The following is a 23,412-nucleotide window of genomic DNA, read 5'->3' as shown; positions in this document are numbered from 1 at the left end:
GGGCTATTCGATGATCATCAGCGGCTCGCCGTATTCGACCGGCGTGCCGCTCTCGACCAGGATGCGCGTGACGGTGCCCGTGCGCGTCGCCTTGATCTGGTTGTAGGTCTTCATCGCCTCGATCAGCAGCAGCGTCTGGCCCTGGGCGACCTTGGAGCCGACCGTCACGAAGGGCGCCGCGCCGGGCTCGGCCGAGAGGTAGGCGACGCCCACCATCGGGCTCGTGACCGCGCCGGGGTGGTCGGCGTCGAGCATCTCGGCCGGCGCGGCCGCGACCGCCACCGGCGCGGCGGCGGGGGCGGCGACGGTCACCTGCGTCGCCGGGGGGGCGGCGATCACCGCCTGGCGCACCACGCGCAGGCGCTGGTCGGCGTTCACCAGCTCGATCTCGGTCAGGTCGGTCTCGCGCAGGATCTGTGCGAGCTCCCGGATGGCCGCGGCGTCGAATTCGATGAAGTTGCCCATCATTCCTCGTCCTGCTCGACCAGGTCCGCCATCGCCCGCATGGCGAGCGCGTAGCCCGCCACGCCGAGCCCGCAGATGACGCCCGTCGCCGCCTTGGAGACGTAGCTGTGGTGCCGGAATTCCTCCCGGCGGTGGATGTTCGTGATGTGCACCTCGATCACCGGCAGGCCGACCGCCAGCAGCGCGTCCATCAGCGCGATCGAGGTGGTGGTGTAGCCGGCCGGGTTGATCACGATGCCGGCGGCGCGCCCGCGGCATTCCTGGACCCAGGTGACCAGCTCGCCCTCGGAATTCGTCTGCCGGAAATCGATGGCGAGGCCGTATTCCTCGGCCACCTCGGCGCAGATCGCCTCCACGTCGTCGAGCGTGGCTGTGCCGTATTTCTCCGGCTCGCGCACGCCCAGCATGTTGAGGTTCGGGCCGTTCAGCACGGCGATCAGGGGCGGACTCACGGGCGATTCCCGATTTTCAGGGGCGGAAGGGGCTAGCACGGGGGGTTTCCGGGGGGCAAGCGGGGGGCTCCCCAGCCATGCGGCCGGCGCGCCTTGCGGCGCCGGCCGCGCTTCGCCATCTTCCGCGCCAGCATGACCCAGCCGATCGCCATCACCGTGAACGGGGAAGCGCGCGAGGTCGCGGCGGGGGCGACGGTCGCCGGCCTGCTTACGGCCATCGGTCTCGACACCCGCAAGGTCGCGGTGGAGCGGAACGAGGAGATCGTGCCGCGTTCCGTCTACGACCGCGTCGCCCTGGCCCCCGGGGACCGGCTGGAAATCGTGCATTTCATCGGCGGAGGCTGAGCATGGACGGCATTCCCGCCAGCGCGGAGGACGACAGCTGGGAGGTCGCGGGGCGGCGCTTCCGTTCCCGCCTGATCGTGGGCACCGGGCGCTACAGGTCGCTCGAGGAGACGGCGGCGGCGATCGAGGCCTCGGGGGCCGAGATCGTCACGGTCGCGGTCCGGCGGGTGAACCTGTCTGATCCGAACGCCCCGATGCTGCAGGATTTCGTGCCGCCCAGCCGCTACACCTATCTGCCCAATACGGCCGGCTGCCACACGGCGGGCGATGCCGTCCGCACGCTGCGCCTGGCGCGGGAGGCCGGCGGCTGGAACCTCGTCAAGCTCGAGGTGCTGGGGCCGCCCCCCTTCCTGTACCCCGACATGCGCGCGACCTTCGAGGCGGCCGAGGCCCTGATCAGGGATGGCTTCGAGGTCATGGTCTACTGCGCCGACGACCCGCTGGCCGCCAAGCGGCTGGAGGAGATGGGCTGCGTCGCCGTCATGCCGTTGGGTGCGCCGATCGGGTCGGGCATGGGGGTCGTGAACCCCTACATGATCGGCGCCATCAAGCGGGAGGCGAATGTGCCCGTGCTGGTGGACGCCGGCATCGGCACCGCGTCGGACGCGGCGCTCGCCATGGAACTGGGCTGCGACGCGGTACTGCTGAACTCGGCCATCGCCCACGCCCGCGACCCGGTGCGGATGGCCCGCGCGATGAAGGCGGCGGTGGCGGCCGGGCGGGACGCCTTCCTGGCGGGCCGCATGCCGCGGAACTACAGCGCCGATCCCTCCAGCCCGATGGCCGGCCTCATCCGCTGAGCCGCGGCCGCGTGCGGCGGGTCACTTCCCCGTGCGCCGGCGCTGCGCCACCATGTTCCCCGCCCCGGCCACCGCGCCATCCCGGGCGTCGGATTGCAGGGGCGCAGGGGGATGCCAGCATGGCGACGCTGACGCCGTTCGATCAGGGGGAATTGCTGGTCGGCGTGACCGATCCGGCGGTCCGCAACGGGATCTGCGTCGCGCTCTGCGACCTCTGGCTCCATCTGATCCGGGACGGCACCACGCGCAGCCCGCGGGAGCGGATCGCGGCCATGCGCGCGCAGGCGCCGAAGGCACGGCAATACCAGGCCGCCTACGGCCAGCGACGCGAGATCTTCGGCCGGGTCGAGGCGCGGCAGCAGATGGGTCGCCGGCAGGGCCACGCGTTCGAGGAACAGACGGTGGTGTTGGCGCAGTGCGTCGGCGTGGAGGGCATGCACGACCGCATGGCCCGCGACCTCGAGGAACTGGGTGCCGCAGTCACCTGGACGATCGAGGTGCCGGGCTGGGGGCGCCATGCCCTGGCCGGCTTCCGCGGCCTGCAGAGCATCACCACCAACATGCACCGGGCGTCGGTCCACCTCTTCGACCCGAATATCGGCGAGTATGTCCTCGAGCCGCACCAGCTCCGCGCCGCGCTGCGGGACCTGTTCCGGCGCGATCCGAATTATGCGCGGGTGACCAGCATTTCGCGCATGACCACCTGACCGACGCCGTTTGGCGGAGCCGTCGTCGGGCTACCCCCCGGTCGCGCGTAGCGCGCGGATCTCCGTTTCCACCGCGCCGGCCGGCAGGTCCGCCTGCCACCGCGCCGGCACCTCCAGCGCCGTGCCCAGGCGCCGCTTGTACTCCGCCTTCGGAATCTCCCCCGCGCCGAAGCGCGCCAGGTGGGATGTCAGGAACTGGGTGTCCAGCAGCACGAAGCCGCACAGCCTGAGCCGTGCCACCAGGTTCACCAGCGCCACCTTCGAGGCGTCCGTGACGCGGGAGAACATGCTCTCCCCGAAGAAGGCCCCGCCGAGCGACACGCCATAGAGCCCGCCGACCAGCCGCCCATCCTGCCAGGTCTCAATCGAGTGGGCGGCGCCGCGGCCGTGCAGCTCGGAGAACAGGCGCTCGATCTCCGGGTTGATCCAGGTGTCCATGCGGCCGGGGGCCGGTTCCGCGCAGCCGCGGATCACGCCGGCGAAGTCGCGGTCGGCGGTTACCTCGAAGCGGCCGGACAGCGCGGTGCGCCGCAGCCGCCGCGGCAGGTGGAAGCCGTCGTCGAGCGGCAGGATCCCCCGCAAGGCCGGGTCGAGCCAGTAGATGCGGTCGGACTGCCGGCTCTCGGCCATTGGGAAGACGCCCGCCCCGTAGGCACGGAGCAGGAGGTCGGGCGTCACCTCCATGTGGCGGCGGCTCATGGCAAGCAGCCTGCACCAGCGGGGCAGGCCGCGTCACTCCTCCTCCTCATGCGGGGGGGCGACGGGCAGCATGGCGGTTTCCTTCGCGGTGGCCAGGGCGAGCAGGGTCTCGGTCCGCTCGACACCGGCCTGGCGACGGATCTCGCTCGCCACGAAAGCCTCGAGATCCGGCAGGCCCGCCACGCGCAGCTTGAGCATGTAGGACCACGCGCCGCTGACCGCATGGCATTCCAGCACCTGGTCGAGCGGCAGAAGCGCCTGACGGAACTTCGCGTCGCTGGCGCCGGGCCGCAGCGCCACGAAGACCCAGGCGAGCAGCGGGCAGCCCACGGACGCCGGGTCGAGATCAGCGCGCCAGCCGCGGATGGTCCCGCGTTCCTCGAGCCGCTTCACGCGTTCCGCCGTGGCGGAGACGGAAAGCCCCGCGACCTTCGCGAGTTCCGCGAGCCCTGCGGCCCCGTCATGCTGCAGCGCGACCAAGATGTTCCGGTCTATGCTGTCCATCGCCGCAGTCTATGCGGCCTGCCCGGCATTGAAAGAGAAAAATGCCGGGTGGAGCCGCTTCATACCGAGCGGACGAAGGTTTCACCTTCGTCCCCCCGGACGCGTCGTGCCGAAGGCACGCCTACGGTGTGACGTGCCGAAGGCACGCCTACGGTGTGACGTGCCGAAGGCACGCCTACGGTGTGACGTGCCGCGAATCCGCGCGGCTTGGCTTCGCGGCACAGGCCGCGGCGTCCGTTCGGGCGCCCGGCCCTTCGGGCCGGAGGTCTGAACCTGGTCCGCCGGGTATCAGACGTAATGTTCGGCGAGCGGCCGGAAGCCGTTGAAGCCCTGCGCGGCATAGGTCGTGACGTAGGCACCGGTCGAGAGCAGCTCCACCCTGTCGCCGCAGTCGAGCGCGAGCGGCAGGCGGTAGTTCGACTTCTCGTACAGCGTGTCGGTGCTGTCGCAGGTCGGGCCGGCGATCGTGACCGGGCCTTCTTCGGCCCCGTCATGCGGGGTGCGGAAGGCGTACTTGATCGCCTCGCCCTCGGTCTCGGCCAGGCCGCCGAAGCGGCCGATGTCGAGATAGACCCAGCGCACCGGGTCGTCCTTGCCCTTGCGGGAGACGAGCACGACCTCGCTGCTGACCACGCCGGCATCGCCCACCATGAAGCGGCCGGGCTCGATCACCATCTCGGGCAGGTCGTTGCCGAAATGCTTCGTCATGGCGCCCATGATGGCCATACCGAAATCGTCGATGGCGGGCACCTCGGCGCGGTAACGCACCGGGTAGCCGCCGCCGAGGTTCACCATGCGCAGCTTGACGCCCGCTTCCTTGAGGTCGGTGAACAGCATCGCGACCCGCGCGATGGCGCCCTCATAGGCGGCGGTGCTGGTCTGCTGGCTGCCGACATGGAACGATATGCCATAGGGGTCGAGACCAAGCTCGGCCGCCTGCACCATCAGGTCGCGCGCCATGTCCAGCTCGCAGCCGAACTTGCGGCTGAGCGGCCATTCCGCGCCCTTGTTCTCGACCAGGATGCGGCAATAGACGCGCGCGCCCGGGGCGTGGCGGGCGAGCTTCAGAAGCTCCGCCTCGCTGTCGAACGCGAACATGGTGACGCCGGCCTCGTGCGCCGCACGGATGGCCGAGACCTTCTTGATGGTGTTGCCGTAGGAGATCGCGTCGGGCTCCGCGCCCGCTGCGAGGCAGGCCTCGACCTCCTCCCACGATGCGGCGTCGAAGGACGAGCCGAGCGCGGTCAGGCGTTCGAGGATCGGCGCGGCCGGGTTCGCCTTCACGGCGTAGTAGACGCGCGCGAGCGGCAGTGCCGCCGTGAGGCGCCGATAATTCTCCTCGACCCGGTCCACGTCGAGGACGAGGCATGGGGTCGCGGGCGCATGGTCGCGCAAGAACTCGGCGATCTTCGGGGTCATCGCCACACTCCTCAGGCTCCGGAGGGCCGCCTGTCCAGGCGACGGCCCAAAGGTTGACGAAACGGTCGAACGAACCAGCGACCAAATTGAGCCGCCCGGCAGGGGCCGGACGGGGTTGCCAGAACGCTTGACGTCGTTGCGTAAACCCTTTGGCCGTGTGGGGCCGGGGGCCAGAGGCACGTGCGTACTGCGTCTGCGCGGGGCTATACGCGCTGACGCCCCGCGAGCAAAGCGAAATTCGCAAGCGGGCCGAAGTTTTTTCTCACGCCCGCGGGATTGTCCGGAAAATGTGCCCGGCGCGCCCCGGACTGCCGGGAGTTTCGGCTCGCCGCCGTCGCGAATCGCAGGAAGCTTCCCGGTCGGCGCGGCGCCGCCGTTCAGGCCGCGCGCGCCGGGGCCGCCATGTTCTCGTTCGCTTCGCGCCGGAGCGCGGCCTGGTAGCGGTCCCGCCGCCATTGCAGCAGCCGCCAGGCGCCCTTGGCGGCAATGTCCGCCATCCGCCCGCGCGGCTCGAGCCCGATCGACTTGAAGATCATGCCCATGCCGCGCTCGATGTGGCGGAAGCGATAGAAGGACATGGCCCGCCCCATGTAGCCGCTGATGCAGCGGTCGTGGTCGTAGGGCGTGCCCTCGGGCTCGTTGCCGCAATGGAAGGCATAGGCGAGCTCGTCATCCTCGCTTTCGCCGATCCGGCCGAGCGCCACGCGCAGCCGGCGCGGGAAGGACAGGTTCTCGCGCGCCAGGTAGCGGCGCAGGTGGTCGTAAAACAGCTTGAAATGCCGGTACTCGTCCGCCGCGATCAGCTTGCACACCTGCTTCAGCGCGGGCTCGTCGGTCGCCTCCGCCAGCGCGGTGTAGTAGGAGGACGTGCCGGTCTCGACCATACAGCGCGCGATCAGTTCCCCGCTGCGCGAGCCGCGGATCGAGGCATCTGCGTCGAGCTGCACCTGGTAGCCGGCGCGATAGCGCGCGAAAGCGGCCTGGAAGTCCCAGCCCGGATCGGCGATCTCGCCCCAGCGGCCAAGGGCATCGCCGTGCTGGGTTTCCTCGACACCCCAGTGCTCGGCGGCGGCCTTGAAGTCAGGGTCGTCGTGGAACACGCGCGACAGGTAGGTCACGTAGTCGGCCGCGTTGCGCTCCACCATCGCGGCGGCCTTCACGAGCGGCACGATCTCCGGATCGACCTTGGACGCGTCGAACCGGTCCCAGCCCACTTCGTCGATATGCCAGTGCTTCATGCCAACCTCGTGGGAAGGGTCGCGAAGGCACGGCGGACGTCATCCGGGCCTGGCGCAAACCGATTTTCGCCCGCGCCGTGGCGGATTCAAGGCGCATCGTCACATGGCGGCGTCAGCGTTGCGCGCGGGACACCCCGCATCGGACGGCAACCGGGGGTGGCTGGCGCCCTGGATCGGCCGCGTCAGCCCCGGCGGGTCAGACGGCTTCCGCGGCGGCGAGCATGGCGCGCGCCGAGAGCAGCCGCGCCATCGCGGCGTCGCGCTTCTCCGGCGTGGCCTCGACGGCCGCCTCGGCATAGGCCTTCTCGCACTCCGCGATGCGCGCCTCGGCATCGGCGCGGGACAATTGCGCGACGGGCGTCGCCTCGTCGGCAAGGATGGTCACGCGGGTCGGCGTGACTTCGGCGAAGCCGCCCGGGACATAGAGGCGCTCGGTTTCCTGGCCGCCTTCGCGCACCGAGATCACGCCGCCGCGCAGGGCGACGATCATCGGTGCGTGGCCGGGCAGCACGCCCATCTCGCCTTCCGCGGCGGGCAGCACCGCCATCTCCACAGGCCGGGAGAGCAGCAGCTTCTCGGGGGAGACGAACTCGAGCTGGAAGGTGGCCATCCGGGCAATCCCCTACGACATCGAAATCGACGCGGGCCGGCAGGCCAGGCGCGCCCTGTCCGGATCCGGCCGCACAGGGGCCGGCGCCGTCAACTCTCGACCTTCATCACCCAGGCGAAGCCGCGGGCGGACGATGCCGCCCGCCCGGCGCCTGGGGGCAGGAACTAAGCCGCCGCCTTCAGGCCTTCGGCCTTCTTCACGGCTTCCTCGATCGTGCCGACCATGTAGAAGGCGGCCTCGGGCAGGTGGTCGTACTCGCCTTTGCAGATCGCGGCGAAGGACCGGATCGTGTCCTCGAGCTTCACGAAGACGCCCGGCGAGCCGGTGAAGACCTCGGCCACGTGGAAGGGCTGGCTCAGGAAGCGCTGGATCTTGCGCGCGCGCGCCACGACCAGCTTGTCTTCCTCCGACAGCTCGTCCATGCCCAGGATGGCGATGATGTCCTGCAGCGACTTGTAGGTCTGCAGGATCTTCTGCACTTCGCGGGCCGTGTTGTAGTGGTCGTCGCCGACGATCCGCGGATCCATGGCGCGGCTGGTGCTGTCCAGCGGGTCCACGGCCGGGAAGATGCCGAGCTCCGCGATCGAGCGGTTGAGCACCGTGGTCGCGTCCAGGTGGGCGAAGGAGGTCGCCGGCGCCGGGTCGGTCAGGTCGTCGGCGGGCACGTAGATCGCCTGCACCGAGGTGATCGAGCCCTTCTTCGTGCTGGTGATGCGTTCCTGCAGCGCGCCCATGTCGGTGGCGAGCGTCGGCTGGTAACCCACCGCGGACGGGATGCGGCCCAGCAGCGCCGAGACTTCCGCGCCGGCCTGCGTGAAGCGGAAGATGTTGTCGATGAAGAACAGCACGTCCTGGCCCTGCTCGTCGCGGAAGTACTCCGCGATCGACAGGCCCGACAGCGCCACGCGCGCGCGGGCGCCCGGCGGCTCGTTCATCTGGCCATAGACCAGCGCCACCTTGGAGCCTTCGGTCGTGCCCTCGCCGAGCTTGATGACGCCTGCGTCGATCATCTCGTGGTAGAGGTCGTTGCCCTCGCGCGTGCGCTCGCCGACGCCGGCGAAGACCGAGACGCCGCCATGGGCCTTGGCGACGTTGTTGATCAGTTCCTGGATGGTGACGGTCTTGCCGACGCCGGCGCCGCCGAACAGGCCGATCTTGCCGCCCTTCAGGTACGGGGCGAGCAGGTCGATGACCTTGATGCCCGTGACGAGGATTTCGGCCGAGGTGGCCTGCTCATCGAAGGACGGCGCGTCGCGGTGGATGCTGTAGGACTTCTCGGCGTTCACCGGGCCGCGCTCGTCGATCGGCTCGCCGATGACGTTGAGGATGCGCCCGAGGGTCGCGGGACCGACCGGGACGGAGATGGGCGCGCCGGTGTCGACCACTTCCGTGCCACGCACCATGCCGTCGGTCGTGTCCATGGCGATGCAGCGCACGGTGCGCTCGCCCAGGTGCTGCGCGACCTCGAGCACCAGGGTGCGGTCCTCGACCTTGGTCTGCAGGGCGTTCAGGATCGAGGGCAGGTCCTGCGGGAACTGCACGTCGACGACGGCGCCCAGCACCTGCGTGACCTTGCCGACATTATTCTTCACGATGGCAATTCCCTGATCGATCGGCGCCGCCTCGGCGGCATCGGACTTCTTCTTCGGTGCACGCGCCATCACACAGCCTCCGCTCCGGAGATGATCTCGATCAGCTCCTTGGTGATGTTGGCCTGGCGGGTGCGGTTGTAGTTCAGCGTGAGCTTGTTGATCATCTCACCCGCGTTGCGCGTCGCGTTGTCCATCGCCGTCATCTGGCTTCCGTAGAAGCCGGCGTTGGTTTCGAGCAGCGCGCGGTAGATCTGCACGGCCAGGTTCTGGGGCAGAAGGGCGGCGAGGATCTCGTCCTCCGCCGGTTCGTACTCATAGAGCGCCTGCGGGCCGGCGAGGGTGTCCTCCTCGGTCTCCGGCACGGCGGCGGGAATGAGCTTCTGCTCGGACGGCGTCTGGGTGATGACGTTCCTGAAGCGATTGTAGAGCAGCGCGCAGACGTCGAACTCGGCCTTGTCGAGCATCGCCGTGATCTGCGCCGCCACCTCGGCCGCATCCTCGAAGCCTATCACCTTCTTGCCGGCGAAGGAGACCTCGCCCACGAAGCGGGAGGCGAACTCGCGCTTCAGGAAGGTCGCGCCCTTCCGGCCCACCGCCAGCACCTTCACGGTGCGGCCGTGGGATTCCAGCTCGCGGATCCGGGCGCGCGCGAAGCGGCCGATATTGGTGTTGAACGGCCCGGCGAGTCCCCGCTCGCCCGAGACGACGACGAGCAGGTGCACGCTGTCGCCGCCGGTGCCGACCAGCAGTCGCGGCGCGTCCGGCTGCCCGGCCACGGCAGAGCCGAGCGAGGCGAGCATGCGCTCCATCCGCTCGGCATAGGGGCGCGCGGCCTCGGCGCGGGTCTGCGCGCGGCGCAGCTTCGCCGCGGCCACCATCTTCATCGCCTGCGTGATCTTCCGCGTGGACTTCACGCTGTTGATCCGCATCCGCAGGCTTTTCAGGCTGGGCATGGGTCGCTCCCCGCGGCGTGCGCGATCAGCCGAAGGACTTGGCGAAGCCGTCGAGGAAGGCGACCAGCTTCGTCTCGGTCTCCTTCTTGATCTCGCGGTCGTTGCGGATCGCCTCGACGATGCCGGGCTCGCGGGACTTGATGTCCGAGAGCAGCCGGCGCTCGAACTCGCCCACCTGCGCGACCGTGATGCGGTCGAGGTAGCCGCGCGTGCCGGCGAACAGCGAGATCACCTGCTCCTCGACCGGGACCGGCTTGTACTGCGGCTGCTTCAGGAGCTCGGTCAGGCGCGCGCCGCGCGCCAGCAGCGCCTGCGTGGTGGCGTCGAGATCCGAGGCGAACTGTGCGAAGGCCGCCATCTCGCGGTACTGCGCGAGCTCGAGCTTGATCTTGCCAGCGACCTGCTTCATCGCCTTGATCTGCGCGGCGGAGCCGACGCGCGAGACCGACAGGCCCACGTTCACCGCCGGGCGGATGCCCTTATAGAACAGCTCGGTCTCGAGGAAGATCTGCCCGTCGGTGATCGAGATCACGTTGGTCGGGATGTAGGCCGACACGTCGCCCGCCTGCGTCTCGATGACCGGAAGCGCCGTCAGCGAGCCCGCGCCGAAATCGTCGTTCATCTTCGCCGCACGCTCGAGCAGGCGCGAGTGCAGGTAGAACACGTCACCCGGATACGCCTCGCGGCCTGGCGGGCGGCGCAGCAGCAGCGACATCTGGCGGTAGGCGACCGCCTGCTTCGACAGGTCGTCGTAGAAAATGACCGCATGCATGCCGTTGTCGCGGAAGAACTCGCCCATGGCGCAGCCGGAATACGGGGCCAGGAACTGCATCGGTGCCGGGTCGGATGCCGTGGCGGCCACGATGATCGAATACTCAAGCGCGCCCTGCTCCTCGAGCGTCTTCACCAGCTGGGCGACGGTCGAGCGCTTCTGCCCGATCGCGACATAGATGGTGTAGAGCTTCTTGGATTCGTCGCCCGAGGCGTTGATCCGCTTCTGGTTGATGATCGTGTCGATGATCACCGCGGTCTTGCCGGTCTGGCGGTCGCCGATGATCAGCTCGCGCTGGCCGCGGCCGATCGGGATCAGGCTGTCGATCGCCTTGATGCCCGTCTGCATCGGCTCATGGACCGACTTGCGGGGAATAATGCCGGGCGCCTTCACCTCGACGCGGGTGCGCGTCACGTCGGTCAGCGGGCCCTTGCCGTCGATCGGGTTGCCGAGCGCGTCGACCACGCGGCCGAGCAGCCCCTTGCCCACCGGCACGTCGACGATCGACCCGGTGCGGGAGACGGTGTCGCCCTCGCGGATGTTCCGGTCGTCGCCGAAGATCACGACGCCGACGTTGTCGTCCTCGAGGTTGAGCGCCATGCCGCGGATGCCGGCGTAGGGGAACTCCACCAGCTCGCCCGACATCACGTTCGCCAGGCCATAGACGCGCGCGACGCCGTCGCCGACGGTCAGGACGGTGCCGACCTCGGCCACGTTAGCCTCGGCGTCGAAGCCGGCGATCTGCGCCTTCAGGATCTCCGAGATCTCGGCAGGACGGATATCCATGGTCAGGCGGCCCCTTTCATCGCGTACTGCAGGCGCTGCAGCTTGGACTTGATGCTGTTGTCATAAAGGCGGGACCCGATCCGCACGATCAGGCCGCCAAGGATGGATGCGTCGACGCCCTCGGACAGCCGGATTCCGGAGAAGCCGGCCTCGGTCAGGCGCGCCGTGATCTGCGCGCGCTGCGTGTCCGTCAGCGGATGGGCGGTCACGACCTCGGCCGTCTGCTGGCCGCGGCGTTCCGCGAGCAGCGCGCCGAAGGCTTGCGCCACCGCGGGCAGCGCCGCGAGGCGCCGGTTCACGATCATGACGCCGACAAGGTTGCGGACCTCGGTGCCGATGCCGGCACGATCGAGGATGGCGAACATCCCTGCGCGCTGCTTGGCGCCATCGAGGCGAGGATCTGCGATGAAGTCCCGGAATCCGGCATCGTCGCGCCAGAGGCCGAACAGGCCCTCGAGGTCGGCGGCGATGCGGTCGACGGCGCCCGGTTCGTCCTTGCGCATGTCGTCGGCCAGCCCGAGCAGCGCCTGGGCATAGCGCGCAGGCGCGCCGACGGTGTTCGGCGTGGAGAGAGAGGCGGTCTGGATGGTCTCGGCGGCCACGAGCGATCCCGGTCCTGTTCCTGGTTGCGCGCCACGGCGCAGGGCCGCGCGAAGGCGTCCTCCGGCGGCGGCGGGCGCTTAACATAGCGATTGCCGCACCGCAACCTGACCCGCCGAGATTTCCGCCGCGGTCCGTGCAACGATGCCGTAGATGGCAGGTGGCTTCTTCGGCTGGCAGGTGGTGGGGGCGGCCTTCGCACTGGCCGCCTTCGCCTGGGGCATCGGGTTCTACGGGCCCGGCGTCTGGCTCCACGCCCTCACCGAGGAGCGCGGCTGGTCGGTCGCCGCCGTCTCCGGCGCCATCACCCTGCACTTCCTGGCCAGCGCCGCGATGGTCACGCGCCTGCCGGCGCTGCACGCGCGATTCGGGCCGGTCGCCGTCACCCGGGCGGGGGTGGCCTTCGCCGCCCTGGGCGCCGTCGCCTGGGCCGCGGCGCCGACACCCTGGCTGCTGCCCGCCGCGGCGCTGCTGACCGCCTGCGGCTGGGCGGTGACGAGCGGCGCCGCGATCAACGCGCTGGTGGCGCCCTGGTTCGAGCGCCGCCGCCCGGCCGCGCTCGCCATGGCCTACAATGGCGCCTCGATGGGCGGAATCCTGTTCGTCCCGCTCTGGGCGGCGCTGATCGCCTGGCTCGGCTTCCCTGCGGCGGCCGCGCTGATCGGCGCGACCGGCCTGCTGGCGCTCTGGCCGATAGCCGGGCGCTGGTTCCGGCCTGACCCGGCCGCAATGGGGCTCCACCCCGATGGCGCGGCGGCGCCGCCCGCCCCGCCGCCACCGCGCGTGCCGCCCAAACGGCTGCGGGCCCAGCCCGCCTTTCGCAGCCTCTCCCTCGCCTTCGCCCTCGGCCTGATGGCGCAGATGGGGCTGCTGTCGCAGCTGTTTTCCCTGCTGGCGCCGGCGCTCGGGCCACAGGGGGCGGGCTGGGCGCTCAGCCTGGCGACCGCCTGCGCCGTGGCGGGCCGCACCATCGTCGGCTGGCTGCTGCCGACGGGGGGCGACCGGCGCCCCGTGGCGGTCGTGAACTTCCTGGTGCAGGCCGTGGGCTCCGGCGCGCTGCTGGTCGCGGGCGGCACCAGCGCGCCGCTGCTTCTGCTCGCCTGCGCGCTGTTCGGGCTCGGGCTCGGCAACCTGCTCTCCCTGCCGCCGCTGATTGCCCAGGCGGAATGGCCGCCGGCCGAGGTCGCGGCGGTCGTCGCCGCCGTCACCGCCCTGAACCAGGCGTTCTATGCCTTCGCGCCTGGACTTTTTGGCGCGCTGCGCGACGCTGCGGGGGATGGCGCGGTCGCTGTGGCCGCCCTGGTGCTGCAGGTGGCCGCCGCCGCCGTCCTTCTGCGGCGCTGACCCGCTGGACGGCCGGGGCTCCGCGCGCGAGCATCCACCCGAACCAAGGGGAAGCGCCATGCTCGACAACCCGCCGCTGCTGACCATCCATCGCGGCCACCGGCGCCCGGACGCGGCGCTGATCGCCGCGTTCCGCGGCGCGCAGACGTCACACCTCGCGGACGCCATGGACGGGCGCGGCGCGCTCGACCACCGCATCAAGCCGATGGACCCGGACAATGCCGTCTTCTGCGGGCCGGCCTTGACCGCCCTCGCCTATCCGGCCGACATCGTCGGCGTCTACGGCGCGCTGGCCGAGGCCGAGCCGGGCGACGTGATCGTCGCCGCGAACGACGGCTATGCCGCGACCGCAGTGGTCGGCGACCTCGTGGCCGGGATGATGAAGAACAAGGGCGTGGCCGCCTTCGTGACCGACGGGCAGGCGCGCGACCGCGCGGGCATCGTCGCGGCCGGCCTGCCGGTCTTCGCCGCGGGCATCATGCCGGCCTCCCCGGCCGCGAACGGCCCGGGGGTGGTGGGGGCGCCGGTCACGCTGGGCGGCCAGCACGTCAGGCCGGGCGACATCATCGTGGGCGACGCCGACGGCGTGGTGGTCGTGCCGCTCGACCGCGCGGAGGAGGTGCTTGAGCGCCTCGCCGCCGTGCGGGCGGCCGAGGCAAAGGCCGTGGCTGCCGTCGCGGCCGGCGCGACCGCCACCGACCGCATCCGGGCCGTCGTCGCCGCCGCGCGCGTCATCGGCCCGTGAGCGGATCCCATAGCGGCAGGCCGAGAACGGCGGCGGCCAGGATCAGCGCGTAGCCGGCGCGGCGGAAGACCCGTTCGCTCGCCAGGCCGAACAGGGCGGTGCCACCCCAGAGCCCCGCCGCGTAGGACGGCCCGGCGGCCAGCGCGAGCCAGGCCGTCTCCCATCCGAACAGCCCGCTCCAGGCATAGGCCGCCACCACCGCGACGGTCAGGATGGCGAAATAGAGGTTCATGTTCGCCCGCATCGTCGCCGCGGCGGCCGAGCGGCCGAACCACCACACCGCCGGCGCGATGCCACCCAGCATCGCTGTGCCGCTCATGAGGCCGCCGGCCGCGCCGACGCCGAGCACCGCCGACACCGAATCGGGCCCCCTGTAGCGCCAGCCGGAGGCCAGAACCGCCACCGCCAGGAGCACGAGGCCGGCCAGCGCCCAGCGCAGCGCGACCGGGTCGGTCAGGGCCAGGATGATGGCGCCCACCGGCACGGCGCAGATCGCGGCCGCCGCCATGATCGCGACCTCCCGCCGCGCCGCGCGGGGCCAGGCGCCGGGCAGGAACGCTAGGCAGGAGACGCTTTCGAGCAGCGCCAGCACCGGCACCGCCGCCTTGGGCCCCACGGCGGCCGAGGCCAGGGGCACGAAGACCAGCGCGGCGCCGAATCCGGAGAACCCGCGCGACAGCCCGCCCAGCACCGCGGCGGCTGCGATGCCGAGGATCGCGCCCATGGCGGGCAGGTGGCCGAGCAGGAGATCCATCCGGCGGCCAGACTCCGCCGCCGCCAGGGCGGCGTCCAGGGCCGCGCCCGCAACCCGTGCTTGCAAGGGACGCCGGGCTGTCCTTCGAGGCCGGTCCCGCGGCTTGTCGTGCACTGGCGGGCGGGCGCATTGCGGCGTGTGTCACCGGCCCGGCTACGAGGGGCGCGACCAAGTGCCGCGCCTGGCCGGGCAGCTGGTGGAAGTGCTGGCCGCGGTCATGGTCGGGTATCGCGACGGCACGCGCGTCGGGGCCGATTCGCTGATGAACGGCGCGGTCTTCGGCCGTTCCGACGCCGGGATCGCGGCGCTTGCGCCTTACCTCGCGCAGCGGGATTGGCCGCCCGGCGCGGTTGCCGCGCGCCCGGGCACGGGCTAGAGCGTGTTCCGCATGATCGGCACCGGCCCGCACCCTCACCCGACGCCGGTGCCGTATCCGCCGAAGCGGAAAACACCCTGACGCCTGCCTGCCATGAACGCCCCGCCGGACGCGATGCCGGGTCCACCCTCCTCCGTCTCCCATCCTGAAGGCCCGCTGCCGGCACTGCGCGCGCTGGTGGCGGCCGGGCGCATCACCGCCGACCCGGCGCAGGAACTGGCGGCCGAGAAGCTGCAGGACCTCTGGCGCCGGACACGCGGCTACGACCCCAGTACCGAACCGCCGGACACCGGCGGCTTCCTGTCCCGCTTCTTCCGCCGCAAGGCGGTCGAGGAGGCGCCCGCGGGAACGCCGATGGGCCTCTATCTCGTGGGCGAGGTCGGGCGCGGGAAGTCCATGCTGATGGACCTGTTCTTCGCCAGCGCGCAGGTGACCCGCAAGAAGCGCCTGCACTTCCACCAATTCATGCAGCAGGCGCACCGGCGCATCCATGCCTGGAAGATGCGCGACGCCGATGCGCCGGCGCCGCGCGACGTGCACGACCACGACCCCATCCCGCCGCTGGCGGATTCGATCGTGGCCGAGGCCGCGCTGCTGTGTTTCGATGAGTTCCAGGTCCACGACATCACCGATGCCATGATCCTCGGCCGCCTGTTCGAGGCGTTGTTCGCCCGCGGCGTGGTCGTGGTCGCGACCTCCAACACCGCCCCGAACGACCTGTTCCGGGGCAAGCCGGGGCGCGACGCCTTCCTGCCCTTCATCGAGTTGATCCAGTCGCGGATCGAGGTGCTGGTGCTGGAGTCGGCGCGCGACTACCGCCGGGAACGCATCCGCGGCCTGCCGACCTGGCACGTGCCCCCGGACGGGCGGGCGGAACGCGCCCTCGACGCCGCCTTCGCGGAACTGACGGGCGACACGCCGGCGGGCGCCACGAAGCTCACGCTGCTCGGCCGCGCGGTCGAGGTGCCGCAGGCGGCGCGCGGCGTCGCCCGCTTCGGCTTCGACGAGATCTGCGGCCGGGCGCTCGGTCCCGCCGACTACCTGGCCGTGGCGACGCATTTCCACACGCTGGTTCTGGATGGCATCCCGCGCCTCGGCCCCGAGAATTTCGACAAGGCGCGGCGCTTCATCACGCTGGTCGATGCCCTGTACGAGCATCGCTGCAAGCTGGTCGCGAGCGCCGAGGACCATCCCGACCGCCTGTACGAACGGGGCGAGAACGCCGCGATGTTCGAACGTACCGCGTCGCGTCTCGTGGAGATGCAGAGCCAGGATTACCTGGCCTTGCCGCATCTGACCTGACCCGTGCCGGCCCGCCTGCCACGGGATCGCCATACTCGCCCGGCAGAGGTTTCGGGCTTTCCCCGGCGGCCCCGCCCCTCTAGGGTGCCGCGGCTTTGCAACATGGCGCAACGATTCGAGAGGTGCTCCGCATGCGTGTTCTGGCGGCTGTCCTGATCGCCCTGGCAACCCTGGCCTGGAACATCCCCGCCGCAGAGGCGCGGACACGATCCGACCAGACCCAGGCGCAGGGACGGAGCGCCGGACAGCAGGCGAGCCGCGCCTCGGCCACCCGGCGCACCGCCGCGCCGCGGCAGGACGCCCGCGCCTCCGGACGGTCGTCCCGCGAGGCGGCGACAACGTCCCAGCGCCGCGGCAGTGCCACGCGCGGCACGCCGACCCGCCAGTCGGCCGCGCCCGCCCGCACGTCCCGGCAGGCGGCGGCGGGCGACGCCCGCGGGACGCGCAACGCAACCGCCCGCAGCGGTGCGCGGCAGACGGCAGGCGCGACCTGCCGCGGGCGCAACTGCGCGACGCAGCGTCGGCCGGTCTCCTGGCAGGCCGGCCTCGAGCCGCCGACCAACGAGCAGGCGCGGTCCTGCCCGGTCGGCACCATGGCGACGCTGGCGCGCGGCCACTCCGACATCGTGCGCTGCATGCCGCTCTGACGGCGGGCCTCCCGGCCGGCCGGCCCGGCGCCGACCAGGCAGGGCCGGGCGGCGCCTTGCCCGAGGCCGGCCCGCGCGGTAGGTAGCGGCGCTTTTCGCACTGCACATACCTTCGAGGAAGCCCATGGCCCGCAAGAAGATCGCGCTGATCGGCGCCGGCAACATCGGTGGCACGCTGGCCCACCTGATCGGCCTGAAGGAACTCGGCGACGTGGTGATGTTCGACGTCTTCCCGGGCGTCGCCGCGGGCAAGGCGCTCGACATCATGCAGTCGGGCCCGGTCGACGGCTTCGACAGTGCCATGGCCGGCAGCGGCGACTACGCCGCAATCGCGGGCTCGGACGTCGTCATCATCACTGCCGGCTTCCCGCGCATGCCGGGCATGAGCCGCGACGACCTGGTGTCCAAGAACGCCGGCGTCATCGCCCAGGTGGCCGAGGGCGTGAAGCAGCATTGCCCGAACGCCTTCGTCATCGTCATCACCAATCCGCTTGACGCCATGGTGTGGGTGTTCCGCGAGAAGTCGGGCCTGCCGGCGAACAAGGTGGTCGGCATGGCGGGCGTGCTGGACAGCAGCCGCTTCCGGCTTTTCCTGGCCCAGGAATTCAACGTGTCCGTCGAGGACGTGACCGCCTTCGTGCTGGGCGGCCATGGCGACACCATGGTTCCGCTGACGCGCTATTCGACCGTGGCCGGCATCCCGGTGCCCGACCTCGTGAAGATGAGCTGGACGACGCAGGAGAAGGTCGACGCGATCGTGGCGCGGACCGCGAATGGCGGCGGCGAGATCGTGAAGCTGCTCGAGAAGGGCTCGGCCTTCTACGCACCGGCCGCCAGCGCGATCGCGATGGCCGAGAGCTTCCTCAAGGACAAGAAGCGCGTCCTGCCCTGCGCCGCCTGGCTGACCGGCCAGTACGGCGTGAAGGACCTCTATGTCGGCGTGCCGGTCGTGATCGGCGCCGGCGGCGTCGAGCGGATCGTCGAGATCGAGCTGAACGCGGCCGAGAAGGCTGCCTTCGACAAGTCCTGCGGTGCGGTGCGCGAACTGATCGACGCCTCCAAGAAGCTGGTGGGCTGACCCACCCGGGCCCGGCGGCGACGCCGGGCCCTTTTCCTGTCAGCCCCGAGGGGAATCCGGCATGAACATCCACGAATACCAGGCGAAGGAACTGCTGCGCCGCTACGGCGTGGCCGTCCTCGATGGCCATGTGGCCTGGACGCCCGAGGAAGCGGTCGCCGCGGCGAAGCAGCTGCCCGGCCCCGTCTATGTCGTGAAGTCGCAGATCCATGCCGGCGGCCGCGGCGCGGGCCGCTTCAAGGAAGACCCGAACGGCAAGGGCGGCGTGCGCGTCGTGAAGTCGCTCGAGGACGTGAAGGCGGCGGCCGACGCCATGATCGGCAAGACGCTGGTGACCAAGCAGACCGGCGAGGCCGGCAAGCTCGTCTCCCGCGTCTATGTCGAGGACGGCTGCGACATCGCGCGCGAGCTCTACCTTGGCCTGCTGATCGACCGCGACACCTCCCGCCTCACCATCATGGCGTCCACCGAGGGCGGCATGGAGATCGAGGAGGTGGCCGAGAACCACCCCGAGCGCATCCTGAAGGTCACGGTGGACCCGGCCTCGGGCATTTCGGGCTTCCACGCGCGGAAGCTCGCCTTCGGGCTCGGGCTGACGGGCAAGCAGGTGGGCTCCTTCTCGAAGTTCGTGACCGCGCTGTATGGCGCCTTCAACGAGCTCGACTGCGGCATCGTCGAGATCAACCCGCTGGTCGTGACCGGCGCGGGCGAGATCGTGGCGCTCGACGCCAAGGTGTCCTTCGACGACAGCGCGCTGTTCCGCCACAAGGACCTCGAGGCGCTGCGCGACGACAGCGAGATGGATCCGAAGGAACTGGACGCCATCAGGAACGACCTGAACTACGTCGCGCTGGACGGCGAGATCGGCTGCATGGTGAACGGCGCGGGCCTCGCCATGGCGACGATGGACATCATCAAGCTGTATGGCTCCTCGCCCGCCAACTTCCTCGATGTGGGCGGCACCGCGAACGCGGCGCGCGTGACCGAGGCGTTCCGGATCATCACCTCGGATGCCAACGTAAAGGCCATCCTGGTGAACATCTTCGGCGGCATCGCCAAGTGCGACATGATCGCCGAGGGCATCGTCGTGGCCAGCAAGAACCTGTCCCTGAAGGTGCCGCTGGTGGTGCGCCTCGAGGGCACGAACGTCGAGCTCGGCAAGAAGATCCTGGCCGAGAGCGGCCTTGCCATCATCCCCGCCGACAACCTCGCCGACGCGGCCCAGAAGGTTGTCGCGGCGGTGAATGAAGCGCGCGTCTCCGGCGCGACCAAGGGAGCCTGACGCCATGGCCGTTCTCGTCGACAAGAACACCCGCGTCATGACCCAGGGCTTCACCGGCGCCCAGGGCACCTTCCACGCCAGTCAGGGCATCGCCTACGGCTCGACCTATGTCGGCGGCACGACGCCCGGCAAGGGCGGCACGATGCACCCGGAGCTCAACCTGCCGGTCTTCGACACGGTGGCCGAGTGCGTGGCGCGGACGCAGGCCAACGCCTCCGTCATCTACGTCCCCGCGCCCTTCGCGGCCGATGCGATCCTGGAAGCGATCGACGCCGAGCTGCCGCTCATCATCTGCATCACCGAGGGCATCCCGGTGCTCGACATGGTGAAGGTCAAGCGCGCGCTCACCGGCTCGAAGTCGATCCTGGTCGGGCCGAACTGCCCGGGCGTGATCACGCCGGACGAATGCAAGATCGGCATCATGCCGGGCCACATCCACAAGCGCGGCTCGGTCGGCGTGGTGTCACGCTCCGGCACGCTGACCTACGAGGCGGTGGCGCAGACCTCCGCCGCGGGGCTCGGACAGTCCTCCTGCGTCGGCATCGGCGGCGACCCGGTGAAGGGGATAGACTTCATCGATGTCCTTGAGCTTTTCCTGAAGGACGACGAGACCAAGTCGATCGTGATGATCGGCGAGATCGGCGGCCAGTCCGAGATCCGCGCGGCGGAATACCTCAAGGCCGAGAATTTCGGCCCGGGGAAGCCGAACAAGCCCGTGGTCGGCTTCATCGCCGGCGCGACCGCCCCCCCGGGGCGGCGGATGGGACATGCCGGCGCCGTGATCTCGGGCGGCAAGGACACGGCCGAGGCCAAGATGGACGCCATGCGCTCGGCCGGGATCCATGTGGCGGACAGCCCGGCGGCGCTCGGCTCGACCATGGTGAAGGCGCTGAAGGGCTGACCCGCCCGGGCGCGCCGCGTAGCCGAAAGGCCTGCCACGGCGCCGCCACAAGGTCTATGGTAACCAGCCCCGCCGCATCCTGCCCCGGTTGCGGCGGCGACCCGCATCAAGACTGAGGAAGAGTGACCCGGCGGCCGGACCGCCGGCACGGAGAAGAACGATGGCCGGAGTAGACGTCCTCGCGACCGCGATGACCGGCGCGAATGCCGCGTATCTCGCGGACCTTTACGCCCGCTGGGCCGAGAAGCCGGACAGCGTCGACCCTTCGATGGCGGAGCTCTTCGCCGCGCTGAACGACGAGGCGCGGGCGGTGCTGACGGACGCGACCGGCGCCTCCTGGGCCCCGCGCATCCGCGGTGCCTTCGGGCCCGAGCCCGAGAAACCCGCACCGAAGCCGGCCAAGCCCGGCGCCGCCGCCGACCCCGAGGCGACGCGCCGCGCCGTGCTGGATTCGATCCGCGCGCTGATGCTCATCCGGTCCTACCGCGTGCGCGGGCATCTCGAGGCGCAGCTCGACCCGCTCGGCCTGACGCAGCCGAAGCCGCATCCCGAGCTCGACCCGAAATCCTACGGCTTCACGGAAGCGGACCTCGACCGGCCGATCTTCCTCGACTTCGTGCTCGGCAAGGAGACGGCGACGCTGCGCGAGATCATCGCGATCTGCCGCGCCTCCTATTGCGGGCCGATCGGCGTCGAGTTCATGCACATCCAGGATCCCGACCAGAAATCCTGGATCCAGCGGCGGATCGAAGGCGCGCCCTGGCTCACGGCTTTCGACGTGGAGGCCAAGAAGCGCATCCTCAACGAGCTGACCGAGGCCGAGGGCTTCGAGAGCTTCTGCGCGCGCAAGTTCGTCGGCACCAAGCGCTTCGGCCTTGAGGGCGGCGAGAGCACCATCCCCGCGCTCGAGACCGTGATCGAGACCGCCGCGAAGGAAGGCGTGAAGGAGATCGCGATCGGCATGGCCCATCGCGGGCGGCTCAACGTCCTCGTGAACGTGGTCAAGAAGCCCTACGTCCAGGTCTTCTCGGAGTTCAAGGGCGTCGGCGCCAACCCCGACGACGTTCAGGGCTCGGGCGACGTGAAGTACCACCTCGGCACCTCGACCGACGTCGAGATCGCCGGGCACATGGTGCACCTGTCGCTGCAGCCGAACCCGTCGCACTTGGAAGCCGTGGACCCGGTCGTGGTCGGCAAGGTGCGGGCGCGCCAGGACATGGCGGGCGACACCAAGACGCGCCGGTCGGTCATGGGCATCCTGCTGCACGGCGACGCCGCCTTCGCCGGCCAGGGCGTGGTCTACGAGACGCTCGCGATGAGCCAGCTGATCGGCTACCGCACCGGCGGCACCATCCACATCATCACCAACAACCAGATCGGCTTCACGACCGTCGCGGCGCATGCCTATTCCGGCCTCTATTGCACCGACGTGGCGAAGGCGATCCAGGCGCCGATCCTGCACGTGAACGGCGACGATCCCGAGGCGGTCGTGTTCTGCGCCCGCATGGCGGCCGAATTCCGCATGACCTTCGGCGCCGACATCGTGCTCGACATCGTCTGCTACCGCCGCCACGGCCACAACGAGGGCGACGAGCCGGCCTTCACCCAGCCCATCATGTACAACCGCATCCGCGAGATGCGGACGACCCGCACCCTCTATGCCGAGAAGCTGGCGCGGGAGGGCAGCATCCCGGCCGAGGAGTCGAAGGCCGTGCTGGACGCCTTCAACGCCCGCCTCGAGGACGCCTTCCAGGCCGCGCAGTCCTTCCGCCCGAACAAGGCGGACTGGCTCGAAGGCCACTGGTCCGGCCTGAAGTCGGCCACCGCGGGCGAGGAGGTCGAGAAGCTGCACGACACCGCCGTGCCGCTCGACACGCTGCGCGAGGTCGGCGCCGCGCTGAGCAACGTGCCCGACGACTTCGCCGTCAACCCCAAGATCGCCCGCCAGCTCGAGGCCAAGAAGCAGGCGGTCGACGCCGGGGAGGGGATCGACTGGGCGACCGGGGAGGCGCTGGCCTTCGGCACCCTGCTGCTGGAAGGCCACCGCGTGCGCCTGTCGGGGGAGGACGTGCAGCGCGGCACATTCAGCCACCGCCACGCCTACCTGATCGACCAGCAGACCCAGGCGGAATACGTCCCGCTGAACAATATCCGCGACGGCCAGGCGCGGTTCGAGGCGTTCAACTCCCTGCTCGCGGAGTTCGGCGTGCTTGGCTACGACTACGGCTACACGCTGGCCGACCCGCACACGCTGGTGCTGTGGGAAGGCCAGTTCGGCGACTTCGCGAACGGCGCGCAGGTCATCATCGACCAGTTCATCGCGTCCGGTGAGACGAAGTGGCTGCGCATGTCGGGCCTCGTGATGCTGCTGCCGCACGGCTACGAGGGGCAGGGGCCGGAGCATTCCTCCGCCCGGCTCGAGCGCTACCTGCAGATGTGCGCCGAGCGGAACATGCGCGTGTGCAACTTCACCACGCCGGCCAACTACTTCCATGCGCTCCGCCGGCAGATGAAGGCGAACTACCGCAAGCCGCTGGTGCTGATGACGCCGAAGTCGCTGCTGCGCCACAAGCTGGCCGTCAGCAGCCTGTCCGATTTCGGCCCCGGCAGCGCCTTCCGGTATGTCATCCCCGAGACCGACGCGATCGCGCCCGAGGAGAAGGTCCGGCGCGTCGTGCTCTGCACCGGCAAGGTCTACTACGACCTGCTGACCGAACGCCGGGAGAAGGGCATCGACGACGTCGCCATCGTGCGCGTCGAGCAGATGTACCCCTTCCCGAGGAACAGCCTGGCCAAGGCGCTGGCGCCCTATCGCGGCGCCGAGGTGGTCTGGTGCCAGGAGGAGCCCGAGAACATGGGTGCATGGACCTTCATGGACCGGCGGATCGAGGCTGTCCTCGGCACGCTCGACATCAAGGCGAAGCGCCCCGTCTTCGTGGGGCGCGAGGAAGCCGCGAGCCCGGCCACGGGCCTCGCCAAGATCCACCAGCAGCAGCAGGACGCCCTGGTGCGCGCGGCCCTCGGGCTCTGAGGCGCGCCAC

General features: G+C 70.4%; 24 protein-coding genes. 12 read left to right on the top strand and 12 right to left on the bottom strand.

Translation table 11 applies throughout. The features are described from left to right. Nucleotides 1-3: 3 nt before the first annotated feature. Nucleotides 4-468: an acetyl-CoA carboxylase biotin carboxyl carrier protein gene (accB, locus tag E8M80_RS17010; protein WP_137126909.1), complete on the bottom strand. Its 465-nt coding sequence runs from the start codon at nt 466-468 to the stop codon at nt 4-6. Then, complete coding sequence (aroQ, locus tag E8M80_RS17005) at nt 465-917, bottom strand: type II 3-dehydroquinate dehydratase (protein ID WP_137126908.1); 453 nt, start codon at nt 915-917, stop codon at nt 465-467. Before aroQ ends, accB begins: the two co-directional genes overlap by 4 nt. Nucleotides 918-1,049: 132 nt before the next feature. Between aroQ and thiS the strand changes: the two genes are divergently transcribed. The 3 genes from thiS (at nt 1,050) to E8M80_RS16990 (ending at nt 2,769) form a co-directional block, all read left to right on the top strand. After that, on the top strand, nt 1,050-1,262 hold the full coding sequence (thiS, locus tag E8M80_RS17000) for a sulfur carrier protein ThiS (RefSeq protein ID WP_137126907.1): 213 nt from the start codon (nt 1,050-1,052) through the stop codon (nt 1,260-1,262). Nucleotides 1,263-1,264: 2 nt separating this feature from the next. Beyond that, complete coding sequence (locus E8M80_RS16995) at nt 1,265-2,062, top strand: thiazole synthase (RefSeq protein WP_137126906.1); 798 nt, start codon at nt 1,265-1,267, stop codon at nt 2,060-2,062. Nucleotides 2,063-2,181: 119 nt separating this feature from the next. Then, on the top strand, nt 2,182-2,769 hold the full coding sequence (locus tag E8M80_RS16990; RefSeq protein WP_137126905.1) for a YopT-type cysteine protease domain-containing protein: 588 nt from the start codon (nt 2,182-2,184) through the stop codon (nt 2,767-2,769). A 30-nt stretch (nt 2,770-2,799) separates the two neighbouring features. On the opposite strand, the gene aat is transcribed toward E8M80_RS16990, so the two are convergent. The 9 genes from aat to atpH form a co-directional block, all read right to left on the bottom strand. After that, on the bottom strand, nt 2,800-3,468 hold the full coding sequence (gene aat, locus E8M80_RS16985) for a leucyl/phenylalanyl-tRNA--protein transferase (RefSeq protein ID WP_137126904.1): 669 nt from the start codon (nt 3,466-3,468) through the stop codon (nt 2,800-2,802). Between the two features lie 33 nt (nt 3,469-3,501). Beyond that, the gene (locus E8M80_RS16980) at nt 3,502-3,972 is read right to left on the bottom strand and encodes an Lrp/AsnC family transcriptional regulator (RefSeq protein ID WP_137126903.1); all 471 of its coding nucleotides are present in this window, start codon (nt 3,970-3,972) and stop codon (nt 3,502-3,504) included. 288 nt (nt 3,973-4,260) lie between these two features. Continuing rightward, nucleotides 4,261-5,391, bottom strand: coding sequence for a type III PLP-dependent enzyme (locus tag E8M80_RS16975; protein WP_137126902.1), 1,131 nt, complete (start codon nt 5,389-5,391; stop codon nt 4,261-4,263). A gap of 377 nt (nt 5,392-5,768) precedes the next feature. Then, entirely contained in the window at nt 5,769-6,629 is an 861-nt protein-coding gene (locus E8M80_RS16970) for a ferritin-like domain-containing protein (protein ID WP_137126901.1), read from the bottom strand. A gap of 196 nt (nt 6,630-6,825) precedes the next feature. After that, nucleotides 6,826-7,239, bottom strand: coding sequence for an ATP synthase F1 subunit epsilon (atpC, locus tag E8M80_RS16965; protein ID WP_137126900.1), 414 nt, complete (start codon nt 7,237-7,239; stop codon nt 6,826-6,828). Nucleotides 7,240-7,403: 164 nt separating this feature from the next. Continuing rightward, nucleotides 7,404-8,834 carry a F0F1 ATP synthase subunit beta gene (gene atpD / locus E8M80_RS16960; protein ID WP_137126999.1) on the bottom strand — a complete coding sequence of 477 codons (1,431 nt, stop codon included), beginning with the start codon at nt 8,832-8,834 and terminating at the stop codon, nt 7,404-7,406. Nucleotides 8,835-8,899: 65 nt separating this feature from the next. Next, nucleotides 8,900-9,784 carry a F0F1 ATP synthase subunit gamma gene (locus E8M80_RS16955; protein ID WP_137126899.1) on the bottom strand — a complete coding sequence of 295 codons (885 nt, stop codon included), beginning with the start codon at nt 9,782-9,784 and terminating at the stop codon, nt 8,900-8,902. Between the two features lie 25 nt (nt 9,785-9,809). Beyond that, the gene (gene atpA / locus E8M80_RS16950; RefSeq protein ID WP_137126898.1) at nt 9,810-11,342 is read right to left on the bottom strand and encodes a F0F1 ATP synthase subunit alpha; all 1,533 of its coding nucleotides are present in this window, start codon (nt 11,340-11,342) and stop codon (nt 9,810-9,812) included. 2 nt (nt 11,343-11,344) lie between these two features. Next, nucleotides 11,345-11,944 carry an ATP synthase F1 subunit delta gene (gene atpH / locus E8M80_RS16945; protein WP_240790084.1) on the bottom strand — a complete coding sequence of 200 codons (600 nt, stop codon included), beginning with the start codon at nt 11,942-11,944 and terminating at the stop codon, nt 11,345-11,347. 151 nt (nt 11,945-12,095) lie between these two features. Here atpH and E8M80_RS16940 point away from each other — a divergent pair, with 151 nt between their 5' ends. Both E8M80_RS16940 and E8M80_RS16935 read left to right on the top strand, forming a co-directional pair. After that, nucleotides 12,096-13,286: an MFS transporter gene (locus E8M80_RS16940; protein WP_137126897.1), complete on the top strand. Its 1,191-nt coding sequence runs from the start codon at nt 12,096-12,098 to the stop codon at nt 13,284-13,286. Nucleotides 13,287-13,344: 58 nt separating this feature from the next. Next, complete coding sequence (locus tag E8M80_RS16935; protein ID WP_170979466.1) at nt 13,345-14,031, top strand: RraA family protein; 687 nt, start codon at nt 13,345-13,347, stop codon at nt 14,029-14,031. On the opposite strand, the gene E8M80_RS16930 is transcribed toward E8M80_RS16935, so the two are convergent. Beyond that, nucleotides 14,018-14,785, bottom strand: coding sequence for a sulfite exporter TauE/SafE family protein (locus tag E8M80_RS16930; RefSeq protein ID WP_137126895.1), 768 nt, complete (start codon nt 14,783-14,785; stop codon nt 14,018-14,020). The genes E8M80_RS16935 and E8M80_RS16930 overlap by 14 nt on opposite strands. 136 nt (nt 14,786-14,921) lie before the next feature. Here E8M80_RS16930 and E8M80_RS16925 point away from each other — a divergent pair, with 136 nt between their 5' ends. From E8M80_RS16925 to E8M80_RS16895, 7 genes are all read left to right on the top strand, one after another. Next, nucleotides 14,922-15,161: a hypothetical protein gene (locus E8M80_RS16925; protein WP_137126894.1), complete on the top strand. Its 240-nt coding sequence runs from the start codon at nt 14,922-14,924 to the stop codon at nt 15,159-15,161. 93 nt (nt 15,162-15,254) lie between these two features. Next, a complete protein-coding gene (gene zapE, locus E8M80_RS16920) occupies nt 15,255-16,463 on the top strand; it encodes a cell division protein ZapE (protein ID WP_240790083.1) in 1,209 nt (402 codons plus the stop codon). Between the two features lie 131 nt (nt 16,464-16,594). Further along, nucleotides 16,595-17,110: a hypothetical protein gene (locus E8M80_RS16915; protein WP_137126893.1), complete on the top strand. Its 516-nt coding sequence runs from the start codon at nt 16,595-16,597 to the stop codon at nt 17,108-17,110. A 124-nt stretch (nt 17,111-17,234) separates the two neighbouring features. Beyond that, the gene (gene mdh, locus E8M80_RS16910; protein WP_137126892.1) at nt 17,235-18,188 is read left to right on the top strand and encodes a malate dehydrogenase; all 954 of its coding nucleotides are present in this window, start codon (nt 17,235-17,237) and stop codon (nt 18,186-18,188) included. Between the two features lie 61 nt (nt 18,189-18,249). Next, nucleotides 18,250-19,470, top strand: a complete 1,221-nt coding sequence (gene sucC / locus E8M80_RS16905; protein ID WP_137126891.1) for an ADP-forming succinate--CoA ligase subunit beta — start codon at nt 18,250-18,252, stop codon at nt 19,468-19,470. Between the two features lie 4 nt (nt 19,471-19,474). Next, nucleotides 19,475-20,371: a succinate--CoA ligase subunit alpha gene (gene sucD / locus E8M80_RS16900; RefSeq protein WP_137126890.1), complete on the top strand. Its 897-nt coding sequence runs from the start codon at nt 19,475-19,477 to the stop codon at nt 20,369-20,371. Between the two features lie 160 nt (nt 20,372-20,531). After that, nucleotides 20,532-23,402, top strand: a complete 2,871-nt coding sequence (locus tag E8M80_RS16895; RefSeq protein ID WP_137126889.1) for a 2-oxoglutarate dehydrogenase E1 component — start codon at nt 20,532-20,534, stop codon at nt 23,400-23,402. Nucleotides 23,403-23,412: the final 10 nt, after the last annotated feature.

Source organism: Roseomonas sp. HF4 (assembly GCF_005222755.1).
GTDB lineage: Bacteria > Pseudomonadota > Alphaproteobacteria > Acetobacterales > Acetobacteraceae > Neoroseomonas.
The sequence above is the reverse complement of the archived record's forward strand: the minus strand, read 5'-3'. Positions and strand labels throughout refer to the sequence as shown.